This is a genomic window from Acetobacter sp. DmW_043 (assembly GCF_002153485.1).
GTDB lineage: Bacteria > Pseudomonadota > Alphaproteobacteria > Acetobacterales > Acetobacteraceae > Acetobacter > Acetobacter thailandicus.
Genome location: NZ_JOMN01000006.1, coordinates 12,596 through 34,591, shown reverse-complemented (window position 1 = coordinate 34,591; position 21,996 = coordinate 12,596). Strand labels below are relative to the sequence as shown.

At 49.9% G+C, this 21,996-nt stretch carries 16 protein-coding genes; 5 read left to right on the top strand and 11 right to left on the bottom strand.

What is annotated here, in order from left to right; all coding sequences use genetic code 11:
• Positions 1-139: 139 nt before the first annotated feature.
• Together HK11_RS01665 and HK11_RS01660 are read right to left on the bottom strand one after the other, a co-directional pair.
• Positions 140-778, bottom strand: coding sequence for a response regulator transcription factor (locus tag HK11_RS01665; RefSeq protein WP_086553612.1), 639 nt, complete (start codon positions 776-778; stop codon positions 140-142).
• Positions 779-783: 5 nt separating this feature from the next.
• Positions 784-1,506, bottom strand: a complete 723-nt coding sequence (locus HK11_RS01660; protein ID WP_086553611.1) for a sensor histidine kinase — start codon at positions 1,504-1,506, stop codon at positions 784-786.
• A 548-nt stretch (positions 1,507-2,054) separates the two neighbouring features.
• On the opposite strand from HK11_RS01660, the gene HK11_RS01655 reads away from it, so the two are divergent.
• The gene (locus tag HK11_RS01655) at positions 2,055-4,463 is read left to right on the top strand and encodes a TonB-dependent siderophore receptor (protein WP_086553610.1); all 2,409 of its coding nucleotides are present in this window, start codon (positions 2,055-2,057) and stop codon (positions 4,461-4,463) included.
• 202 nt (positions 4,464-4,665) lie between these two features.
• The gene (locus tag HK11_RS01650; RefSeq protein ID WP_086553609.1) at positions 4,666-6,843 is read left to right on the top strand and encodes a tail fiber protein; all 2,178 of its coding nucleotides are present in this window, start codon (positions 4,666-4,668) and stop codon (positions 6,841-6,843) included.
• A gap of 285 nt (positions 6,844-7,128) precedes the next feature.
• Here HK11_RS01650 and HK11_RS01645 read toward each other — a convergent pair whose 3' ends face one another.
• The 5 genes from HK11_RS01645 to hpnC all read right to left on the bottom strand — a co-directional run bounded on the left by HK11_RS01645 (position 7,129) and on the right by hpnC (position 13,112).
• Positions 7,129-7,848 (bottom strand): hypothetical protein, encoded by a 720-nt coding sequence (locus HK11_RS01645; protein WP_086553608.1) that lies wholly within the window; start codon positions 7,846-7,848, stop codon positions 7,129-7,131.
• A gap of 5 nt (positions 7,849-7,853) precedes the next feature.
• On the bottom strand, positions 7,854-9,824 hold the full coding sequence (shc, locus tag HK11_RS01640) for a squalene--hopene cyclase (protein WP_086553607.1): 1,971 nt from the start codon (positions 9,822-9,824) through the stop codon (positions 7,854-7,856).
• A gap of 70 nt (positions 9,825-9,894) precedes the next feature.
• Positions 9,895-11,190 (bottom strand): hydroxysqualene dehydroxylase HpnE, encoded by a 1,296-nt coding sequence (hpnE, locus tag HK11_RS01635; protein WP_086553606.1) that lies wholly within the window; start codon positions 11,188-11,190, stop codon positions 9,895-9,897.
• Between the two features lie 25 nt (positions 11,191-11,215).
• Positions 11,216-12,097, bottom strand: a complete 882-nt coding sequence (hpnD, locus tag HK11_RS01630) for a presqualene diphosphate synthase HpnD (protein ID WP_086553605.1) — start codon at positions 12,095-12,097, stop codon at positions 11,216-11,218.
• Positions 12,098-12,170: 73 nt separating this feature from the next.
• Positions 12,171-13,112 carry a squalene synthase HpnC gene (hpnC, locus tag HK11_RS01625; protein WP_086553616.1) on the bottom strand — a complete coding sequence of 314 codons (942 nt, stop codon included), beginning with the start codon at positions 13,110-13,112 and terminating at the stop codon, positions 12,171-12,173.
• A gap of 391 nt (positions 13,113-13,503) precedes the next feature.
• Here hpnC and HK11_RS01620 point away from each other — a divergent pair, with 391 nt between their 5' ends.
• The 3 genes from HK11_RS01620 to HK11_RS01610 all read left to right on the top strand — a co-directional run bounded on the left by HK11_RS01620 (position 13,504) and on the right by HK11_RS01610 (position 16,561).
• A complete protein-coding gene (locus HK11_RS01620; protein ID WP_086553604.1) occupies positions 13,504-14,679 on the top strand; it encodes a restriction endonuclease in 1,176 nt (391 codons plus the stop codon).
• Between the two features lie 7 nt (positions 14,680-14,686).
• Positions 14,687-16,108: a H(+)/Cl(-) exchange transporter ClcA gene (clcA, locus tag HK11_RS01615; RefSeq protein ID WP_322973216.1), complete on the top strand. Its 1,422-nt coding sequence runs from the start codon at positions 14,687-14,689 to the stop codon at positions 16,106-16,108.
• Between the two features lie 117 nt (positions 16,109-16,225).
• The gene (locus HK11_RS01610; protein ID WP_086553603.1) at positions 16,226-16,561 is read left to right on the top strand and encodes a carboxymuconolactone decarboxylase family protein; all 336 of its coding nucleotides are present in this window, start codon (positions 16,226-16,228) and stop codon (positions 16,559-16,561) included.
• 66 nt (positions 16,562-16,627) lie between these two features.
• Here the strand turns inward: HK11_RS01610 and HK11_RS01605 are convergent, their stop codons facing one another.
• The 4 genes from HK11_RS01605 to HK11_RS01590 form a co-directional block, all read right to left on the bottom strand.
• On the bottom strand, positions 16,628-18,025 hold the full coding sequence (locus tag HK11_RS01605) for an outer membrane beta-barrel protein (RefSeq protein WP_086553614.1): 1,398 nt from the start codon (positions 18,023-18,025) through the stop codon (positions 16,628-16,630).
• 300 nt (positions 18,026-18,325) lie between these two features.
• A complete protein-coding gene (eat, locus tag HK11_RS01600; RefSeq protein WP_086553602.1) occupies positions 18,326-19,681 on the bottom strand; it encodes an ethanolamine permease in 1,356 nt (451 codons plus the stop codon).
• A complete protein-coding gene (eutC, locus tag HK11_RS01595; protein ID WP_086553601.1) occupies positions 19,678-20,469 on the bottom strand; it encodes an ethanolamine ammonia-lyase subunit EutC in 792 nt (263 codons plus the stop codon). Before eutC ends, eat begins: the two co-directional genes overlap by 4 nt.
• Before the next feature lie 4 nt (positions 20,470-20,473).
• On the bottom strand, positions 20,474-21,856 hold the full coding sequence (locus HK11_RS01590; protein ID WP_086553600.1) for an ethanolamine ammonia-lyase subunit EutB: 1,383 nt from the start codon (positions 21,854-21,856) through the stop codon (positions 20,474-20,476).
• Positions 21,857-21,996 lie beyond the last annotated feature (140 nt).

The following is a 21,996-nucleotide window of genomic DNA, read 5'->3' as shown; positions in this document are numbered from 1 at the left end:
GTTCCGTCTCCTTCTTCCATCTCTACAATATGGGAAGAGTTTCAAGATCTAACAGGCCCTAGTTTTCTGGTTTTTATATCAGCGATATTTCCTGTAAGCATCATAGCTCTGCAGAGTGTGGCAGAAAATGATTTCTCGATTAACTATTATAACGCGTTATTAAAGGGTCTCTTATTTCAAGAATGTCAGCATAATGAACTAAATCAGAAAAAGATCGTGCTCCCATTTTTTTCATTGCATGAGCACGATGTGTTTTTATAGATATGAGGCTCAGGTTAAGACGATCAGCAATTTGTTTATTCATAAGCCCCGAAGTTGCTAAAATCATCACTTCCTTTTCTCTTTCTGAGAGTGATGAATATTTATTTTTTATTCGTTTTTGTAATTCAATATTTTTATTCTGAGACTTCCATAAATCAAGAGCCTCATGTACCGATTTAAGTAATGTATTATGTGAAAAAGGCTTTGTAAAAAAATCAATGGCCCCGGCTTTTATCCCTCTTACTGATAAAGGTATGGTTCCGTGACCACTCATAATGATGACAGGGATATGCAGACCAGCCTCATTTATTGTGTCCTGCAAGTCTAATCCATTTTTCTGTCCTAATTTGATATCAAGAAGCAAGCATACTGGTTCATCTGGTAGTTTAAATAATAAAAATTCTTCCGGATCAGAAAATAAATGAACTATAAAATTTTTAGAACGAAAAAAACTATCTAATGAATTTCTGATTTCTTCATCATCATCTACAATAATAATGTGTGGAGAATATTCCATCGTTATTAACTTGATATGTTCTGTGCAGCAGGAAAAGAAATGGTAATTTCTGCTCCTGAAGGAGAGAGATTTTCAGCTTTTATAGTCCCGTTATGAGCTTCGGCAATTGTCTGGCAAATTGAAAGCCCTATACCCATACCCGTATTTTTAGTTGTATAAAATGGTTCAAAGCATGATTGTATATCAGAGTTTTTGAATCCATTACCATTATCCTGTATTTTTATTTCAATATTATTTATTTTTTCAGGTGAATTTTTTAATATAATATGTATTAAACCTGAATTATCCTGTGTTTTTTTTATGGATTCAATGGAGTTTAATAATATATTTATTATAAGCTGCTGAATTTCAATTTTATTCCCATTAATAAAAACATTTTTTGAATTATAATGTTTTATAATTTCGATATTACTTAATGAGTAATAAGGTTCAATAATAAAAATGGAATCGTTTATAATATTTTTTAAATTAATATGTTCTTCTCGTAAAATATAATTTTCTCGTGTTAACTCACGGATATTTTTAATAATTTTTGCAGCACGCTGTGTATTGGAATCAATTTTTTTTAAGCAATATAATAGTTCTTTTATGTCGGGAGACGGTCGATTTATCCAGGATATTCCTGATTGAGCAAAGGTTGAAATTGCAGACAGAGGCTGGTTAACTTCATGTGCTATGGTGATTCCTATTTGACCGATAGCTTTAATACGATCGGCATGAGCTAACATTCTGGATTGTTTATCAAGAGATTCTTTTGCTTTTTTATTATTTTCTGTAATCGTTGTTACTGTAATTATCGATATAATACCAAGTATTAATCTTGAATAATTATTATTAAATAAAGTTTCATTGTGAACGATAAAGAAACCACAAAATTCTAAAAATATACATAAAGTTGCAATAACCCTTAATGTAAATATATTGCAGTTATGCGATAAAATTATAATGACTATGACATAAAGAACGCCAAATGCATCATGTGATGGTATTAATGTGATTAAAAAAAATAATTGCTGAAATTATAATTGCTGAAAACCATCGTAAAATATCTGAATTATTATAATTTTTATTTATATTATCTGTTATCGAGTGGAAACTTTTTTTCATTATATTCAGCATAATATAAATATGGTACCTAAACTTATATGTATATCACAGCAAAAATTTTGTTAAAAACCTATACCTAGGTATAGACCCGAAAACCATAATTTGCAATTGTGACACATTCTCATTTGTGTTTTTTGTGCCCTACTTTGTTTGTCACGAAAGCATTGAAATGACGCACCGGCATCTCTATCACTCTGCACGTTCCACTCCACTTATGGCGGGGTTTGCCTTGTTTTGCTCAGCTTTACATACAGGCAATTCTGATGCTGCAATGACGACAGATCATGTGACAAAATCTAAGCATCGTCACACCAAAGCGCATAAATCAGTTCCACAATCATCTGTTGTTCCTGATACAGCTTCTTCTCAGGAACTTGTTCATGCACAGCCCATTAATGGACCTCTGGCGCAGGGAATGCACCCTGCACATTATGCTGATGAAGCCATTACAGTTCATGGTAGCAGCATGAATATCCTGCGTGAGGATATTGGCCTGAGGAGTATGCCTCAGGATGTCATGCATACTCCTCAGACAGTGAATGTTGTTCCACGTGTTTTGATGGAGCAGCAAAATGTAAAATCATTAGATGAAGCACTGCGTAACGTGCCCGGCATCACAGCTTCTGTAGGTGAAGGAGAGGGCGGGATGTCGGGAGATCAGTTTTTGATCCGTGGTTTTCAGGCTCAGAACGATATTTATGAGAATGGCCTGCGCGATTTTGGTGTTTATACGCGTGATAGTTTTTATTATGATCATGTGTCTGTTATAAAAGGTCCATCTTCAGAAGTATTTGGTAATGGCACAACAGGTGGCGCTATTAATATAGTGACAAAAGCACCTCATAAAAAAGATTCCTACCAGGCAAATTTTTCAGGCGGTTCAGGCTCTTATTATCGTGGCACCTTGGATATTAATAAACAAATCAGTGATAGTATTGCTGTCAGACTTTCGGCTATGGGTAACGAAAATAATATGGTTGGCCGAAATTATATTTATTCTCACCGCTGGGGTATCGCACCCTCAGTCACATTTGGTTTGAATAAAAAAATTTCTTACACTGTCGATTATTTTCATCAAAATGATAATCGTATACCAGATTATGGTGTATGGGTTGTGCAGAAGCCAGGAACCAAAATTGCAAAACCCATTACAGAATATGGTATAAATAGAAAAAACTGGTATGGAACAACATTTGACCAGGATGATGTCAGCACTGATATGCTGAGCGGCAGACTTACAGCAAAAATCAAACCATGGCTTACCCTTTACAATGATACAAAGGGCGGCATTTACCATCGTTATTACTCAGCATCACAGCCAAACTGTAATGCGACCTGCGTTAGCAAATATTTTAGTGGTGACACTTCGGCTGCTATTGTCAGAAATGGCGGGTTGGGAGGGCCAAACCCTTACAGACAAAGTGACTGGTCAATACAAAATGTTTTTTCAGGCATTGCCCGCTTCAATACCGGAGGTATTCGCCACGAGGTGATAGGTGGTTTTGATATTGAGCACGTTGAAGATCACAGAAAAAACTACCCTTATAATGAAACGCGCCAGGGTACTAACCTTATAAATCCATCGATGAATGTTCCTGGTCTTGAACGAGTAAGTTGCGCAGAAAACCCCGGTGGGCTGGCTTCTATCCCCAATGGTGTAGGGCGTAAATGTTATAAAGATGGCAGTGCAACTGACATTGGCGTTTTTCTTTCTGATCAGATCTGGCTGGCAAAATGGTTTGCCATTAAGGGCGGATTTCGGCTGGATCAGTGGTATAGTTCGTATTCGGCTACAGGCGGTGTTAAAACAACACCTGATTCACATTTCAGGCAGACACAAACAACGGTTAATCCCACAGTTAGTATGATGTACACACCTGATGATAATCTGATGGTATATTTTAACTGGTCTGAATCAACAACACCGACAAGCCTTTATGTTACCAATAGCAATGCTCCCTTTATTACAGGGTCTGGTTATTCACCTGAGCGGAGCCGGCTTTATGAGGTAGGTGCAAAATATAATGCTTTTAAAGGGCGTATGGGGTTTACAGCAGCGTTATTTCGCCTTGAGAAAAATAATTCAACAATAACAGACCCTTCAACCGGAGATGTCTCTGCTTCATCTGACAGTCAGCGGAATCAGGGGCTGGAATTGAGTGCATCAGGAAACATCACTGCAAACTGGAGTATTATAGGCACCTACGCATTGTACGATAGTCGTGTTACGGGCTCTGAAACCGCGGCTGACGTTGGTAAGCGTATACAGTTTGTCCCAAAAAATTCAGCTACTTTATGGACGAGCTATAACATTGCTCCCAGAACGCCATATAATCTTAGCATTGGTGGCGGTGTAACATGGCGTCAGGCTGTATGGCTGGATGCAGCAAACACCGCGCGTGTACCAGCGACTTTAGATTTTGATGCTATGATTGCGCACAAATTTGGAGAGCACTGGCGTATTGCAATGAACGGTTACAATCTTGCTAATCGTCTTAATTATAGCAGCCTGTTTCAAAACCGTGTCACGCCGGCTATTGGTCGCTCTTTTTTGTTTAATCTTTCTGCCAGTTATTAATGATTTTTTTACAGTCAGGCATGTGATCTGAAGGGCCCGGTGATTCAGATGATTATGGGCCATATGCCTGACTGAACAAACTGTTATCTTTTAGTAACAATTATAACTTACCTGATATGATAGCATCGTGTATCCAGATATCAGAGACGTGCCTGGAGAGTGGCGGAGTGCTTTTTTGTATATATTGTGAGTATTTATAGAAATGTCCTCTATTGTATTTAATAATAATCAAAAAACAACAGTTTTGAGTGAGCAGATCGTAACACAGGGGACTTACCCGAGCGATGCGCAGTCTTCTTCCAGTATTTTTCCATTAGGCATGCTGCGTTTTTCGGCCTTTAATTATGCGACCAACAGTTCAGGGGAGCAAACTGACGGAGCGGCCGTTAACATTGTCGATAATCAGTCTCTTTTTGTAGTTCTGGGCATAACTTATGGTGGTGACGGCAATTCAACATTTGATGTGCCAGATACATCAGGTCGCGTTCTTGTGGGAAAGACCAGTTCAACGCCCGCAGGGACGACTGAAGGCGCAGAAACTGAAACACTTACTCAGTCTCAGTACCCGACAGATCTGGGTGGATCATCCGCTGAAGTTAATAATATACAGCCATCCCTTTCGATTAATTATTTAATCCGGATATCTGCACCGACAGACGGGTCTCAGGGATTTATTGGGGAGGTTGATGCTTTTGCGGGTAATCAAATTCCGGGCGGTTTTGCTCTGGCAAACGGACAACTTCTTTCTGTTGCTAACAATAAGGCGTTGTTCGCAGTCATCGGGAATACGTACGGCGGTGACGGTGTTCACACTTTTGCTTTGCCAGACCTGAGTGGCCGCAACATTGTTGGTGCATCATCCACGACACCTCTGGGCTCTGAAATTGGAAATGATAATATTACAGTGTCAGATAGTAACATTAAATCTGATGCAAATAGTAATGCAGATACAATTGATAACAGAAGTGCAGGCCTGGCATTAAATTATATTATTTGTACATCCGGCGCGTATCCGGGAACATTAAGTGATGATTCCTACCTTGGTGAAGTCAGGGCGTTTGCCGGGCCGGTTTCTAAAATTCCATCAGGATGGCAACTGGCTAATGGGGCCCTGTTATCAATAGGACAGAATCAGGCTTTATTTTCTCTTTTAGGCACCACTTATGGCGGTGATGGTGTTAGCACTTTTGCTTTGCCAGATCTGTCTGACAGCACGGTAGCCGGCAGTTCATCAACATCAACGGTCGGAACTGTGTATGGTCTGAATCAGACCTTGCTGGAGGTTGTGTGTTTTCTCGCTGGTTCTATGATAAACAGCCCCTCTGGTTGTAAAGCTGTTGAAGACCTGACTATTGGTGATCAGATTGTTACATTTGACTGGCGTAACAAGGCAGAGGTTCTTCAGGCTGTGTCATGGGTTGGTACTGCCAGGTGCTATGTTCGCTCTGATTTACCAGATGACAGAGCAGGCTGGCCTGTAAGAATAGTAAAAGACGCATTCGCTAAAGGTGTACCCTTTAAAGATATGCTGATTACAGCTGAACATTGTCTGTTTTTTAAGGGGCATTTTCTGCCTGTGCGTATGCTTGTTAATAACAGATCGATTTTTTATGATAAATCAATCAACTCTTATGATTATTATCATATTGAAACCGAAAAACATGCTGTTATCACAGCTGATGGTGTGCTGACCGAAAGTTATCTTGACACCGGTAACAGGCATATCTTCCGGCAAACAGGTAAAGTAGTTTCTATTGCTGGTCGCCAGTGCCTGAGCTGGGATCATGCCGCAGCTCCTCTTGATGTTTCAGCAGCATTTGCAGAGCCCTTGTTTCGTCAGACGGAGGCGCGTGCTATTTCAGCAGGCCACTCGTTACGCAACCCTGAATCTGAACACACAGAGCATCCTGATCTCTGTCTGAAACTGGGTAGTGGTGCAATGATTATGCCGGTGCGTGAGCATAATGGCTGCACCATATTTTTGCTTCCTGCTGGTGCTGAGAATATTCGTCTTATCTCTCGTGCGGCTCGTCCGAGTGATGTTATCGGTCCATTTATTGATGATCGTCGCTATTTCGGTGTGGAAGTCGGAGAAATTACACTTTTTGAAAATAAAAAATCTTGTTCTGTGAGCAGCCATCTTACCGGTATTGAAATGCCAGGCTGGCATTCTCAGGTAAAAAATAACAGCCGCTGGACTTCAGGTGATGCTCTTTTGCCTTCAGGTGTGCGCTCTTCTGGTTATGCTTGTTTATTATCTGTTCAGATTATCAATGCCGGGCCATATTTTGTTAATGAAGTTTATACCGGGGAATATGCTTGTCATCCTTTAAACTTTAATATGATGCCTCAGGATGCCCTCAGATTAACCGGGTTGTGACAAGTTCTGAGTGCCTTTTCAGATATTCAGGGATGAGGTGTTTCTGCAAAGCATGAGGCTTTCCATAGCGGTGTGGATCATGCCCTCTGCCACAGCCGGTGAAATAGCTTTGGTTAAAACATATGCCGCGATGAAAAAAGAAGAATGTAATATTTCTTCATGATATTTTTTGCTATAATTTTAAAAATAAAAAACTATAGCTTATATAACAAAAATTATCGGCTGTAGTTTTTTCTGTAATTTATAAAAATACTTCTTAAATATTAAATTATCAGAAATTTTCATTTAATTGCCAGATGCAAGACGCATAAAAGCCTGCACTGTGCGCTGTCGGTCGAGAAATTGCTGCATAGCTTTGCGCGCGCGCGCGGCATCGCCCCCTAAGGCAATCAGTCCGGCAATCTGCGAGGGGTTACGTGCCAGAGAAGCAAGCAGAGCACCGATTTTTAATCCCCCTTTGGGGGAGAGCACACAGCCCGCTGCTGCGGGCAGAGAGCGTGTGGCGGGGTCACAGACAACACGCAGCACAGCAAAGGGAATACCTGCTTCTCTGGCCTGCCGGGCCATAAAGCCACTTTCCATATCCAGCGAGGCGCACTGCGTTTCGGCAAAAAGACGGGCTTTTTCAGTAGCCTCAAGTACAACATCATCACTATGCAATAATGTGCCGCCATAGCAGTCAGGGCGTGTTGCCCCCAGAATATGGCGCAGGTCAGGGTCACACTCAAAGGTTTCACCCCAGGCGTGTACAGCCTGAGGTACAATCACTGTGCCTGGGGGAAGAGCAGGGTCTAACCCGGCGGCAAGACCAAATGAAAGCAGGCAGTCAGGGCCGGTCGCAATCAGGCGTGCTGTTTCACGCTGTGCTCCGGCACTGGTTGCACCACTGGCTGCAATTGCAGCATGCGGAAAGGCAGGGCGCAGAAATTTCACCTCAGCCTTAAGGCCGGTCAGAATACCCGGTCTGGTCGGGGCAAGATGCTCTGATGTGTTACGCTCTGCCATAGTTATTAAAACCCAAAATCAACGCGGCGGGAGTTGCTTTTCTCAAGATTGCGATAACGAGAGAGTGCAAAAAGAGGGAAAAACTGTTTGTACCCATGGTAGCGCAGATAGAACACTTTGGGGAAACCAACAGCATTATAAGGGTCTTCCTGCCATTCGCCGTTTTCGTCCTGCTGGCTGGCCAGCCATGACATGGCTTTAGCAACGGCGGGGTCGTCTCTGCGGCCGGCAGCCATCAGGCCCAGGGCGCCCCATGCGGTCTGAGACGGCAGGCTCTTTTTATAAACACCGCGGGCAGCACCCTCATAGCTGGCACAATCTTCACCCCATCCGCCATCTTCACGCTGCACAGAGCGCAGCCATTCGACAGCTTTAATAACAGCAGGGTCATCATGCGAAATACCCGCGGCATTAAATGCGCACAATACAGACCACGTGCCATAAATATAGTTGGTGCCCCAGCGGCCAAACCACGAGCCGTCTTTTTCCTGGTCTTTGCGCAGATAGTCGAGACCACGTTCAATAACCTGGCGGTCTTCCGTGTGGCCAAGCTGTGCCAGGAATGAAATGCAGCGTGCAGTCACATCAGCTGTTGGCGGGTCAAGCAGCGCCCCATGATCAGAGAAGGGGATGTGGTTGAGCATTTCTTTGTTATTATCAATGTCAAACGCACCCCAGCCGCCATTGGTGCTCTGCATGCCAATAATCCACTGGCGTGCTCTTTCTATGGCCTCAGTGCTTTTCGGGTCTCCCTCGCGGTGCAGCAGCATGCCAACTACGGCGGTGTCATCCACATCGGGGTAGTAGTCGTTGCCATACTGAAAGGCCCAGCCGCCCGGTGCCAGGTCAGGCTTGTTAATAGCCCAGTCACCTTTGACGCTGAGAATCTGTTTGTCACGCAGCCAGCTTGCGGCTTTGCTCAGTTCCTCCCGCGTTTTTTCGGGAGCAATGCCCTGCGGGCCTGAGGCAGCCTCAATCATGGCGTGGCCAGAAAGACCCGTGTCCCAGATCGGAGAGACGCAGGGCTGGCAATAGGCTTCGTGCTCTTTAATAACCAGAAGATTCTGCACAGATTTAAGCGCTGTCATGGCGCGGGGGTCGTTATCAGGCACACCCATAGCGCGATACATCATGACGACGTTCGCCATTGCCGGGTAAATGGCTCCCAGGCCATCCTCACCATTCAGGCGCGGCTCAATAAAATCAACGGCGGCTTTAATGGCCTTTTTGTGTGTTTTTGCGGGGATAAACGGCGTCACAACACGTAAGGCAGAATCAATGCCTTTAAACACATGCCCCCAGGCTGAACGGTAAGGACCGCGGATCCAGTCGGTAACTGTTTCAGGTGGTGCAACAAACAGCTCACGCACTCTGATCTGGCGTGGGTTAACAGCAACGGGTTTTAAGGCAGCAAGAACGGTCAGCGGGGCAATAACCACGCGTGACCAGTAAGACATATTCCAGACCGAGAAAAAGGCCTTGCGGGGCAGCAGCATCAGCTCAACCGGCATTACGGGCAGCGCACGCCAGGGCACTTCGCCAAACAGCGCAAGCTGAAAGCGGGTAAAGACGTTAGCGCGTGCGGCACCACCATGGCTCAGAATAGCTTTGCGGGCCCGTGCCATATGCGGGGCGTTAATGTCATCCCCGATGGCTTTGAGGGCAAAATAGGCTTTAACAGAAGCCGAGAGGTCAAACTGACCGTCATGATACAGTGGCCAGCCATCATGCTCATCGCTTTGAATACGGCGGAGATAATTGCCTATTTTCTGTTGCAGCGGGTCATCAATCTTATCGAGAAAATGCTCCAGCAGCACATATTCGGCCGGAATAGTTGCATCTGCCTCAAGCTCATATACCCAGTGCCCGTCTGCATTCTGGCGGTTGCTCAGGGCAGCCTGAGCATTTTTTACAGCCTGCTCGAGCGCTTCAGAAGTCAGGAGCGAGCCGGAAAGAGCACTGCCATCAGCGGCCATGTCAGAAATTCCTTATTCAATACCGATGTGTCAGAGAGCAGGCACGGTGATGTGCCTGATAGTTAAGATTTCAGGTGTAAAGCCCTAGCGTATGAACCGCTTTTACACCAGAACGCATTGCGCCCTCCAGTGTTGAGGGCAGGCCGGTTGCAGTCCAGTCTCCGGCAAGAGCAAGATTAACCAGAGACGTTGCAGGCCCCGGACGCAGGCGGTTTTGTGCCGGTGTGGCGGCAAAGGTGGCGCGTTTTTCCCACACAGGGCGTTGTCGCAGCGGGTTTGCCGGCAGTGGAGACTGTAATACAGGGTCACAGGCGCGGCGCAGGTCATGCCAGATAGTGCGAATAAGTTCTTCCTGGTCACGCTCAGCGAAGCGGCTGGCAGCACTGACTGTGACAGAGAGAATATTGTCACGCAGAAAAACCCATTCGGCCACACTGCCAACCAGTCCCATAAAGCCACAACGGGCAAAGCTGCCTGTGGGAATGGGGGCTTCCTGTAGCACGAAATGCAGGTTGAGAATGCTCTCAGCCTCATCAGGGGCAGTAAAGCCATCGACCCGGCCAGCCAGTAAGGAGGAGGCAACCTGAGGCGGCACAGCCAGAATCACCCTGTCTTCTTCCGTCAGGGTTATGGGGTCACCCCCGCCGGTGTGCAGTGCTGTAACCCGGCCACGGGCTATGTCGAGGCCTGTGATGCGGCTTTGTGTACGCACTTCGGCACGCATAATGCGTAAATGGGCCAGAGCGGGGTCAACAAATGTTTCTGACAGTCCGGTTTTAGGATACCAGGGAATACAGGCTTTGCCACCCTGTGCCAGAGAGTCGCGCACCACAGCCCCCAGCAGGGCGGCACTTGCCGTTTCGCACGGGGTGTTGAGCGCTGAAATAGCAAAGGGTTCAAGCAGGCGGCGTGTCAGCGCACCAGGGACCAGACATTCTGACACGGTCTGATCTTCACCGGCGCTAAGCAGTTTTTTAAGGCTGCTCAGTTCAGCCAGGCGCATGCCAGGCACGCGCCGGTGTGGCATGAACATCGACCATGGCACTTTGCCTGATGAGAGGGTAAGGGTCCAGCGGTTGTCTTCGGTCAGGTCAGCAAACGGGAAAACCGGCGCACCCGGTCCGGTCAGTGTGTCTGTTGCACCGGTCAGTGCCAGGTAACGAAAAACCGTTGTGTTGGCCGAAAGCAGCAGATGGTTGCCATTGTCAATGCGGCAGTCAAGCTGGCGGTCGTAGTATGAGCGTGCCCGCCCGCCACAGGCCCGCCCGGCCTCGTGCACAATAACATGCATGCCGCAACCTGCTGCTTCGGTTGCGGCTGCCAGGCCGGCCATGCCGCCCCCTATAATATGCAGGGTTCGTGCCATAATCCCGGTTTCCTGTTTATGATAATCAGACGAAGAACGATGTGGCCAGGTGCCCCAGGCGCACTGCAATCGCCGGGTCAGGGCGCTTAAGCAGAACCCCTGATGACCAGCCCCTTTTGCAGAGAGCATTTAAGGTGGCTTCATAGCTTGCACCCATAATACGGGCAGGCAGCATGGCTTTGCGCGGTGCGCGCTTCATCAGTGTAAATGCCGCTCTGAAATGATCTTTTGCCCGCTCAGCCAGAATACGGGCAACACTTTCAAGGCCAGGGCTGTACATAGCTTTAACGGGGTCAGCCGGCACGTCAAAACGTGTCAGCAGTTCTGATGGCAGATAAAGGCGGCCACGGGCGGCATCTTCTGCAATGTCACGCAGAATGTTGGTGATCTGCAGGGCGCGTCCCAGATGATAGGCAACCTTAATGGCATTGTCTGAGCTGTCACCAAAGATATGGACAGACATACGCCCTACGGCAGAAGCCACACGGTCACAGTAAAGGTCGAAAGTTTTTTCATCAGGGGCAACAATACTGTTTTCTGCATCCATAATCATGCCGTCAATAACAGCATCAAAATCTTTCTGGTGCAGGGCAAAAAAGTGAATGGTGGCCAGCAGAACACGATCGAGCGGTGTTTCTGCTTTGTTGTCAGAATACATAGCTGCAATACGGCCGTGCCATGCCTCAAGCTCTGCGCGGCGCTGCTCCAGGGGGGCACTGCCGTCGGCAATATCATCAACGACACGGCAGAAGGCATACAGAGCATACATTCCATAACGGCGCATGGGGGGCAGAACACGCATGCCGGCAGCAAACGACGTGCCTGCCTGTTTAACGGTTGCCTCTACCCATGCCAGATCAGCCGGGTCGCACCCGAGTGGTGTTGGGGTCTCATGCGTCTGGATCATATGGGATGTCACGCGTCTTCTACCTGTTGTTGCGATGTATCTTGAAAGGAGTTCACTTTGTCTGAGCTGTCTTTTACAGAACTTTCCGTGCAGGAGAAGCTCCGGGCCAGACTTTCAGGGCCGCACCCAGTGCATGGAGCACGTCTGATTTTTTCAGACTGACCCGGCCAGCCAGCGGATCTTCACGGCGCAGGCGCAGTGTCAGGCGCTGTGCCAGAGCCACGATAGCGGCACATTCCATACGAAAGCGCCGGTCTGAAATATAGGCGGGCAGGGTGGCTGCCTGAGCATTCAGTTCATCTGTATTATCCAGCAGTGTATTAAACACTCTGCGCAACCGTGGTGTGGCACGGCCAGCCAGCAGGTCATCCTGTGTGGCGCCGGCCCGGGCCATCAGGTCTTCCGGCATATAGCAGCGCCCAAGCAGACGCAGATCTTTCTGGCAGTCCTGAAGGTGGTTGAGAATCTGGAGCGAGGTGCACAAAGCGTCAGATGCAGCATATGCTGCAGGGCTTTCGCGGTGCAGCGCTATGAGGAAACGCCCGACAGGATTGGCTGAGTAGCGACAGTAACTGACCAGGTCGCTCCATGTTTTGCAGGGGACATTGCGTGCATCGTCACGAAAGGCAATGGTCAGGTCAGTGGCTGTTTCAAACGGTACCTTTGTTTGCATCAGCGATGTGCGCAAAGCCGCAGCACTCTGCGCATCGTCGCGTGATATCGCTTCACGTTTGCCCAGAAGCACATCTTCCATTGCGTTCAGACGTGTGATTTTTTCTTCTGCGTCCAGTGTTTCGCAGTCGGCAATATCGTCAATAGCACGGGCATAATTATAATAGGCATGTACGTGCGGGCGCAGCTTTTTATCGAGCAGCAGCGAGCCGACAGGAAAATTTTCATCTCCTGAACCTTTTCCTGATGAAACATCTCTGGCTCCCCAGACGTCAGCCGGAGGGAGGGAGGATGAGGCCTGCTCTGCCGTAACAGGATGTGTCGGTCTGCGTTTTTTGTTCATAGCCGGCGTAGTGTATACTGTCTCGTCAGCTCTGCCTACTCCTTGTCTGCGAGATGTTCGCCTGGCCGATTCCAGGCAGAGGGCAGGTTCTTTTTGCAGGATCATGCTTTCAGTGAAGGGAGCAGAGAGATTATTATCACATAATAAATTTTTTATCTTGATATAGTTTTTATAATAATGGTGATAAATCATTTAAAAACAATACTTATATTTATAATTATATTATTTTTACAGGGTAATTGATGTGAATTTTTATTTTTTATAGTGTCCTATTTTATTTCGGGTCTGAATTTTTCATTGATTGTGACGGATGCTGGTTTTGAATTGTCATGTACCAGCTGAAAGCACAGTGTGTCTGGACCAGAATAAAAAGAGAACGTAAAAGTCCGGCATGTCTGAACGTAAACAGAACTGTTCTTATAATGTACCCCGTGCGCATGGCTTAAGGCGTGCTGGCCTGAGCGCTGGTCTGAAGCAGACTTTGCGTGGATTTCTGGCATGTGCGGGGCTGTCTGCTTTACTGGCCACCTCTGTCTGTGCGCACTCACTGACAAATATCAATGACACCGGGCAGAACATTTGTTCTTTTCAGGGGCAGAGCATCCACCTTGTCAGAGAAAGGGAGAGAGCCTCCGTCATCTGTCCTGAAGGTTATGGTGTTGCACTGGTGAGTGAGGGGCATGTTACTCAGCATAGTGGCACATTCTCCGCTTATGCGACTGAGGTCCTGTCTGCCGTCGGGGCGGTGCTGGTCTGGCTCATGTCGCAGCTTGGTCATGTACTGCCTTCCACCGGCGTATATCAGGATGGCGGGAAGATACTGATTATTGTCTCTGAGCTGCTTGGTGCTTATGTGCTGCTGCGCCTGTTTTTGAAATACAGGCGCTGGCGTAAGTGCCACCGGGCTATGGCAGCAGGCAAAAAGCTTATCAGCTCTCTGGCCGAACGCCTGCAGATTCGCCGTAAGCAGCTTGTGTACCAGAACATTTATGGCACCACCATTTATGATAAATGGGAACGTGAGAAAAAAGAATTCATGCAGCGCGAGATGCTCAACTGTCTCAGAGAGCGCGGCTATGAGGCTTATTTTGAGCGCGTTAGTGATGGTCTGTCGCAATATATTGATAAGGTTGCTTTTGATGAAAGCACGCCTGTTGTCGCAGAGGTTAAAAAGCCCACCAGCCCTGACGTTTACAGCCCCGATATGGACCCGTTTGATTATGAGCGTTATTGCGGGCTGATACTGCGCCAGGCAGGGTGGGAGGCTATTGTTACCTCTGAAAGTGGTGACCAGGGGGCTGATATTGTCGCAACCCGTGGCAGGCTGCGGCTGGTTGTGCAGTGCAAATTATATTCCCGTCCTGTCGGGAATGATGCCGTGCAGCAGGTTGTTGCCGCAAGGCAGCATTATGGCGCGCGCTTTGGGGCTGTGGTGTCTAATGCCTCTTACACAACGGCAGCGCAGCAACTGGCCAGAACTAACAAAGTCTCGCTGCTGCATCACGATGAGCTGTTGCAGTATGTGCGTCGTCTTGAACGGGCGAAAGTAACCCGGCTGAGGCAATAAACATGATGTGACACAGCCCGGAGGGGGCTTTCTCTGCCTTGCGGGTTGTCATCGGGCTGTTAATCCTGCCATGCTGATCTCTCCTTTCATCAGAATGCTGAGAGTTATGTCAGATCATCACGGTGCCTCAGAGGCTCAAACGGTTTCGCTGCCTGAACCTCCCTGTAGTCTGACAGTTTTGTCTCTTTTATCGCTGGTGGTCGGGGTGGTGGCCGGTGCCCTGTGTGGCGGGTTCAGGTGGTGCCTTGAACAGGCTGACAGCGTGAGAAACGCGTGGTCACTGCACGCACTGCATGGTTTTCCTGCCGGGCTGCTGCTGGTTGCCGGGGGCGCGGTCATGGCACTCATCTCGGCATGGATGGTGCGGCGGCTGGCCCCTCTGGCCTCAGGCAGCGGGATTCCACATGTTGAGGCTGTGCTTGCGGGTATGGCGCAGCCGGCTCCTTTCAGGCTGGTGCCTGTTAAATTTCTGGGGGGCGTGCTGGCCATAGGGGGCGGGCTGGCCCTCGGGCGCGAAGGCCCGAGTGTGCAGATGGGGGCAACAGCTGCAAATGCTATCGGGCGTTTTGTGCGCCTTGGTGCAGATGACTGCCGCTCACTTCTGGCTGCGGGTGCGGGTGCAGGGCTTGCAACAGCGTTTAATGCACCGGCTGCGGGTGCTATTTTTGTGCTTGAGGAGCTGGTGGGGCGTTTTAACCCACGCACCGCCTGCTCAGCCCTGGGGGCTTCGGTTGCTGCTATTCTGATGGCGCGGGCGATGCTGGGTGGCGCACCTGATTTTGTTGTGCCTGACTTTCCGGTTATTCCGCAGGTGTTGCCGCAGTTTCTGTTTTTGCTGACCGGGCTTGTGACAGGTCTGCTTTCAGTTGTGTATAACCGCACTCTCCTGGCAACGCTGCGCCTGAGCGAGCGCGCGGCTATGAGTGTTGAGGTGCGTGCGGCCCTGATTGGTGCTCTGGGCGGGCTGATTGTGTGGCTGGCGCCTCATGTTGCCGGAGGGGGCGACTGGCTGACGCAGAATGCCATTAACAACACGCTGACCTGGCAGATCCTGCCGCTTTTATTTGTCGTGCGTCTGCTTTTTGGTGCGTTATCCTATGCAGCAGCAACGCCAGGTGGCCTGTTTGCCCCGATGCTGGCTTTGGGTGCTCTTGTCGGGCTTGGTTGTGGTGATATTGCACACGTGCTCGCCCCCGGGCTTGTGCATGGTACAATGCCGTTTGTTGTTGTGGGTATGTCGGCAATGTTTACCGGTGCTGTGCGTGCTCCGCTGACAGGCATTGTGCTGGTAGTGGAAATGACCAATGCATCTAACCTGCTCTTACCGTTGCTGGCTGGCAGCTTTGCCGCCATGTTTGTGGCTGACGGCCTGAAAGAAGAGCCTATTTATACGGCACTGCGCAACCGCGTGTCGTTAGATGAACGCTAAAGCGTCAGGTGATGACAACTATAAGCAGTATCACCATATCTTACCGGGGCGCGCGGTTATCCTCCGCTCATCTCACCCGGGTTTGGGTTCGTGTCATAATGAGAAGGTCAGAAATCAATGACTACTGCATCAGAGACTGAACTGTCTGCTCTTTTAAAAAAGCTGAAAAACTTTAGTGCCTCCGGTGGTGGCTTTGCTGAGGCCGTTGGTGGCATTCAGGCTGCGGCTGAAGCCAGTAAGGCTCTTGATAAAAAAACGCATGAGCTGATTGCTCTTGCGGTGGCTGTGACAACACGCTGCTCAGGCTGCATTGCCATTCATGCCGCTGAGGCAAAAAAGAGCGGCGCAACTGATGAAGAGGTAATTGCCGCACTGGGTACAGCTATCGCGCTGAATGCCGGGGCAGCCTATGTTTACTCAGCTCAGGCGCTGGAAGCCTTTCAGAAAAGCTGAGAGACCACCCTTAGCCCATAAAAAAAAGCCCCGCTGTAAACGGGGCTTTTTCCCTGCCGGGAACACTCAGAAGCTGAGTGTCGCGTCACAGTTGAACCAGAACATATTGTTTGTGCCGTTATTAACAACGGGGTCCTGCACCGTGCCACCCCGGTTGAAGGGGCGTGTGCCGTTAAGTGATTTATCAAGTCTCACCTCAGGGCGCAGGGTAAAGCTGCCTTTGCCCAGGTGCTTATTAATAAATTCAGGGCGATAGGCTGCCCCAACGGTCATTTCGCCATAGGTTGTGGGGGCTGCGTTAAAATAGGCATAAGGGCGGTTGCTCAGAGAATGAACATACGAGGTCGTGCCGGTATACTGGGTGATAACAGCACCGGTGTTGTCACGAAAAATCTCGCCACGTGCGTTAAACGTCAGAGAGGGGTTGATGTCCCATGCCAGGTAGGAGGTAAAGCCATACACATCATCGCGAGAGGCATCGTCATGGAGGTAGATGATATCTTCCGTGACAGAGACCTTTTTATTGATGTGATAGGTTGCCAGAAATTCAGCATTATACTGCATCAGGTGGTTTGCAGGTTTGCCAATGCCGGCACTGGCCCAGCCATCGGCCGAATAACGGGTCAGGCCGTTATTGCCCTGCGGGCCAAAGCGACCAATCGCATGCATGCTCAGTTTGCCGTCAAGCAGGTTGTTCCAGGCAAAGCCAAAATATCCTTTGGGGCGGCTGTTATTGCCTGAGCTGCCAAATGTGACGGAGTTACCGGCATCAATACCCATGATCCAGTCCATATGGTCTGTCAGATGCATGGTTGCAACAATACCTACCGTTTCAAACGGTACGATATAGTCTGAAGCATAGTTGAAGGAGTAGAAAGGCCGGGCCAGAGCCGGTGTGCCCTCAGCTCCCAGAAGGCCGTACATCTGCCCTACCTGCACATCAATACCGTGTTTGAACAGCCATGGCAGGTGAGCGTCAATATGAGCCTGGGTTGGTGCCCACTGATACATGCCTGTCAGGGCGTTTTCACCCATACCAATCGTCGGGTCAAAGCGCGCGTCAGAGCCATACATTGCCTCGAACACAAAACCAATGCCATAGCCCCCGCCCACAGGGCTGACAGGGTGTGAAAGTGAGCCCATAATCTGGTTCAGGGTCGTGGTGTTGGCACGGTCAACATAGAACTGTGCAAAGTTGTGCCCTGACTTTGTCCAGGGGTTACCTGACACGCCGGCTTCAACTGTCAGGTGCCCTACCAGTCCGTCCCAGTAGCTCAGAGGCTGCCCTTTTCTGGGGGTGAAAAGGTTGCCCACCTGCATGGCCGGAATATCCGGGTCCTGCTTTTGCACATAGTCCTGCTTAATTTCAGGTTTGACCACAGGCGCGTTCAGCGTGGCAGCAGGGGCCGTCGCACCGGCTGGTGTCAGTGCCGGCGTTGCGCGCTGCCCGGCATTGGGTGCCATAGGTGACAAAGTGGGGTGGTTAGGGTTGGCCGGTGCTTTACGGCTTCTGTGGGCCGTTGCTTTTTTTGCGGCGCCTGGCCCCATGGGGGACAAAGCGGGGTGGTTGGGGTTAGCTGGTACCTTACGCTTTGTATCCATCGCGGAGGATGACGCTGCACGGGCGTGAGCCAGTGCAGGCGCCATTGTTCCGAGGATAAGACACATCAGTGCAACACGGTTTTTACAGGTCATGGCTCACTCCGGAAAAAAAGCTTTTAAAAAAGAATGGTTTTAATTTTATTTTTCAGGATGATTTTTTGATTACTGAGGCTCCTGGCTTTTCATGTAAGCGCGCATGAAGAAGATGCTGAGCACCACCATAAGGCCAACATAAATCATGCAGACCTGAGGGTTGAAGAATACAACAGCCCCCAGCAGAACAGCCGCTCCACCCAGCGCCAGAGCAGGCAGAACAGGGTAGAAAGGTGCTTTGTAGCTACGCTCCAGATCAGGCTCGTTTTTGCGCAGACGAAACAGGCTGATCATGCTCATCACATACATGGTCAGTGACCCGAAAACTGACATGGTGACCAGTGTTGCCGTGAGCGACTGGCCATTGACGGAGATGATGTCGTCAGAGAAAATGGCGGCCATACCAATGACGCCACCCGCAATAGTTGCCGCTGCGGGGGTCTGAAAGCGCGGATGCAGTTTGCCAAGGAACGCAGGCAGAAAGCCGGCCCGTGCCATGGCGAAAATCTGGCGGGCATAGCCCATAATAATGCCGTGCAGTGAGGCAACCAGACCAAACAGACCCAGCCAGACCAGCATATGCAGCCAGCCACTATGGGGGCCAACAACGGTTTTCATCGCCTGGGGCAGCGGGTCGTTAAGGTTGGCAAGAGCATGCCAGTCACCTGCACCACCGGCAAAAATCATTACACCAAAAGCCAGGCTCACCAGGGTCAGCACACCGGCGATATAGGCAACAGGAATAGAGCGTTTCGGGTTGCTGGCTTCTTCTGCGGCCATTGCCACACCTTCAATAGCGAGGAAGAACCAGATCGCGAAAGGCATAGCCGCGAAAATGCCGCCAATGGCGCCCCAGCCAAAGTGAGAGCCGCTTACACCCCAGCCGTCATGCATAAAATTGTCCCATGAGAAGGCGGGGGAGACGACACCCATAAACACCAGCAGCTCAAGAATGGCTGCAATGGTAATGAACAGCTCAAAGGTTGCGGCAATACGTACACCCACGATGTTGAGTGTCATAAAGACAATATAGGCTCCACAGGCAGCCACTTTGGGGGGCAGGCCAGGAAACTGCACATTCAGATACGCACCAATAGCCAGTGCAATGGCGGGAGGAGCAAAAATGAACTCAACCAGTGTGGCAAGGCCCGCAATCAGCCCGCCCCACCGGCCCAGGGCGCGTGAGCTGTAGGAGAAAGGGCCGCCGGCATGGGGAATAGCGCAGGTCAGCTCGGTAAAACTGAAGATAAAGCTTGTATAAATGGCAGCGACAAAAACCGTAGCCAGCAAAAAGCCGAGGGTACCTGCTGTGGCCCAGCCATAGCTCCAGCCAAAATATTCGCCTGAAATAACGAGGCCGACGGCAATGCCCCAGAGATGGAACGCGCTCAGTGACTTATGAAGATGCGCAGGCGCGTTGCTCATATATCATGATCCTTTTGCAGAAGAGGGGTGGAACTGTCTGAAAGAACACCTTCTTCAGGGGCGGCGTCTTTCAGGCCGACACCGGTGAGTTTGAGTGTGCGGGCTTCGTTTAAAAACCAGGTGAGCTTGGTGGCCGCGCCAGATATGCTCAGCCCGTTGGGGTGAATGTTGGAGAGGCAGTTGCGCGCTGAGTCAGGGCAGCCGGTATAAGGGTTGTAGGTCAGATACACCCCAAGGCTGTCGGCAACGCTCAGGCCAGGGCGCTCGCCAATCATCATCACGACCATTTTTGCACCCAGGGCGACGGCAATGTCGTCCCCCAGGGCAACGCGCCCCTGTGTGGCAATGACCAGCGGGGCAATGCGCCAGCCGGTCAGGCGGTCTTTCATCGCTTTATAAAGGGGCACGGCATTTTGTTGTGTCGCGAAGGAGGAGAGGCCATCTGCCGCGACAAAAACCACATCCCAGTCGCCTTTTGTCAGCTGTGCTGCACAGCCTTCATCCAGGCGGCGGCCCAGGTCAGGCCGGCGCAGATAGGTGGGGCGGTCAGGTGCCTGGCTGTGCACCACAAGGCACTCTTCCGGGGCGACAGTGGCCTGAAGAGCAGCAACATCAAGCGGGGTATGCACAGCATCACGTGCCTGAGCATGAGCCGCCTGAAAATCAAGCACATCATGTGTTTTCAGGGCGGTGCCTGTGCGTGCCAGGCCAATGCGTGCACGGGTCAGGTGGCGCAGGCTGTGCCACAGGTCAGCATGTTGTGCGTGGGGGATAATCTCGTCTGACATGCTCTTACCCCACCATCAGGCGCAGCTGGCTCTGGGCGGCAGGCACATCGAGCATCCGCTCTGTTGCGGTGTCATACAGGCCCATCTGCTCAAGCCATGCGGCAAATTCAGGGGCAGGTTTGAGGTTCATCAGGTTACGCAGTGCCAGCAGGTCATGAAACGAGAGGCTCTGATAATTGAGCATGATATCATCAGCACCAGGCACACCGATCAGGAAGGTGATGCCCGCCGCAGCAAGCAGCACCATCAGATTATCCATGTCGTCCTGGTCGGCTTCGGCATGGTTGGTGTAGCAGGCATCGCAGCCCATGGGCACGCCCATCAGCTTGGCACAGAAATGATCTTCAAGACCGGCGCGGACAATCTGTTTGCCGTCATAAAGATATTCCGGCCCGATAAAGCCCACCACAGTGTTGACCAGCAGCGGGTTATAGGCACGGGCAACGGCATAGGCGCGGGTTTCAACCGTTTGCTGGTCAATGCCGTGATGTGCTCCGGCCGAGAGGGCAGCTCCCTGGCCGGTTTCGAAATACATGACATTCTGGCCTGTGGTGCCGCGCTTCAGGCTCAGGGCTGCGTCATAGGCTTCCTGCAATACGCTGAGGGTAACACCAAAGCCTTCGTTGGCTTTTTGTGTGCCGGCGATGGACTGGAACACCAGGTCAACCGCGCCACCTTTGTTCATGATCTCAATGGTGTTGGTGACATGGGTGAGCACGCAGGTCTGGGTCGGAATATTGTAGTGCTGACGTGCATGGTCGAGCATGTCGAGCAGGGCAAAGCCGTTGGCAACGCTGTCTGTGGCAGGGTTAATGCCAATCACAGCATCGCCCGAGCCATAAAGCAGGCCGTCGAGGGTTGAGGCCGCAATGCCTTTGAGGTCATCGGTCGGGTGGTTTGGCTGCAGGCGTGTGCTCAGATGACCAGGCAGGCCGATCGTGTTGCGAAAACGGGTGATAACCGTAATCTTACGGGCAACACTCATCAGGTCCTGGTTGCGCATAATTTTACTGACAGCCGCAGCCATTTCTGGCGTAATACCGGGAGCGACCCGGGCAAGTGCTTCGGTCGTGGCAGCGTCTGACAGCAGCCAGTTGCGGAAGTCTCCGACTGTCATAGAAGACAGTGGCGCAAAGGCGGCTTTGTCGTGCGTGTCCATGATAAGACGCGTGACGTCGTCGTCTTCATAAGGGACGAGGGCCGTGTTGAGAAAAGTTTCGAGCGGCAGGCTGGCCAGGGCATGGCGTGCGGCAATGCGCTGCGCGTCAGATGAGGCAGCAAGGCCGGCAAGCTGGTCACCCGAGCGTAGGGGTGAGGCTTTGGCCAGGAGGGTTTTCAGGTCTGCAAAAACGTAGTGTTCGCCACCAATGGTGTAGCCATATCCCATTGATTAACTTTCATCTTTTTATTGTTGCGAGGCCGGAAAAGCGCAGAATCCGGATATGTTCGATACAGCAATTATATCTGTTTCGTATCGAAAATGACTTGACAGCGGAGTACAATGTTTTGACATATCGTAACAATAAA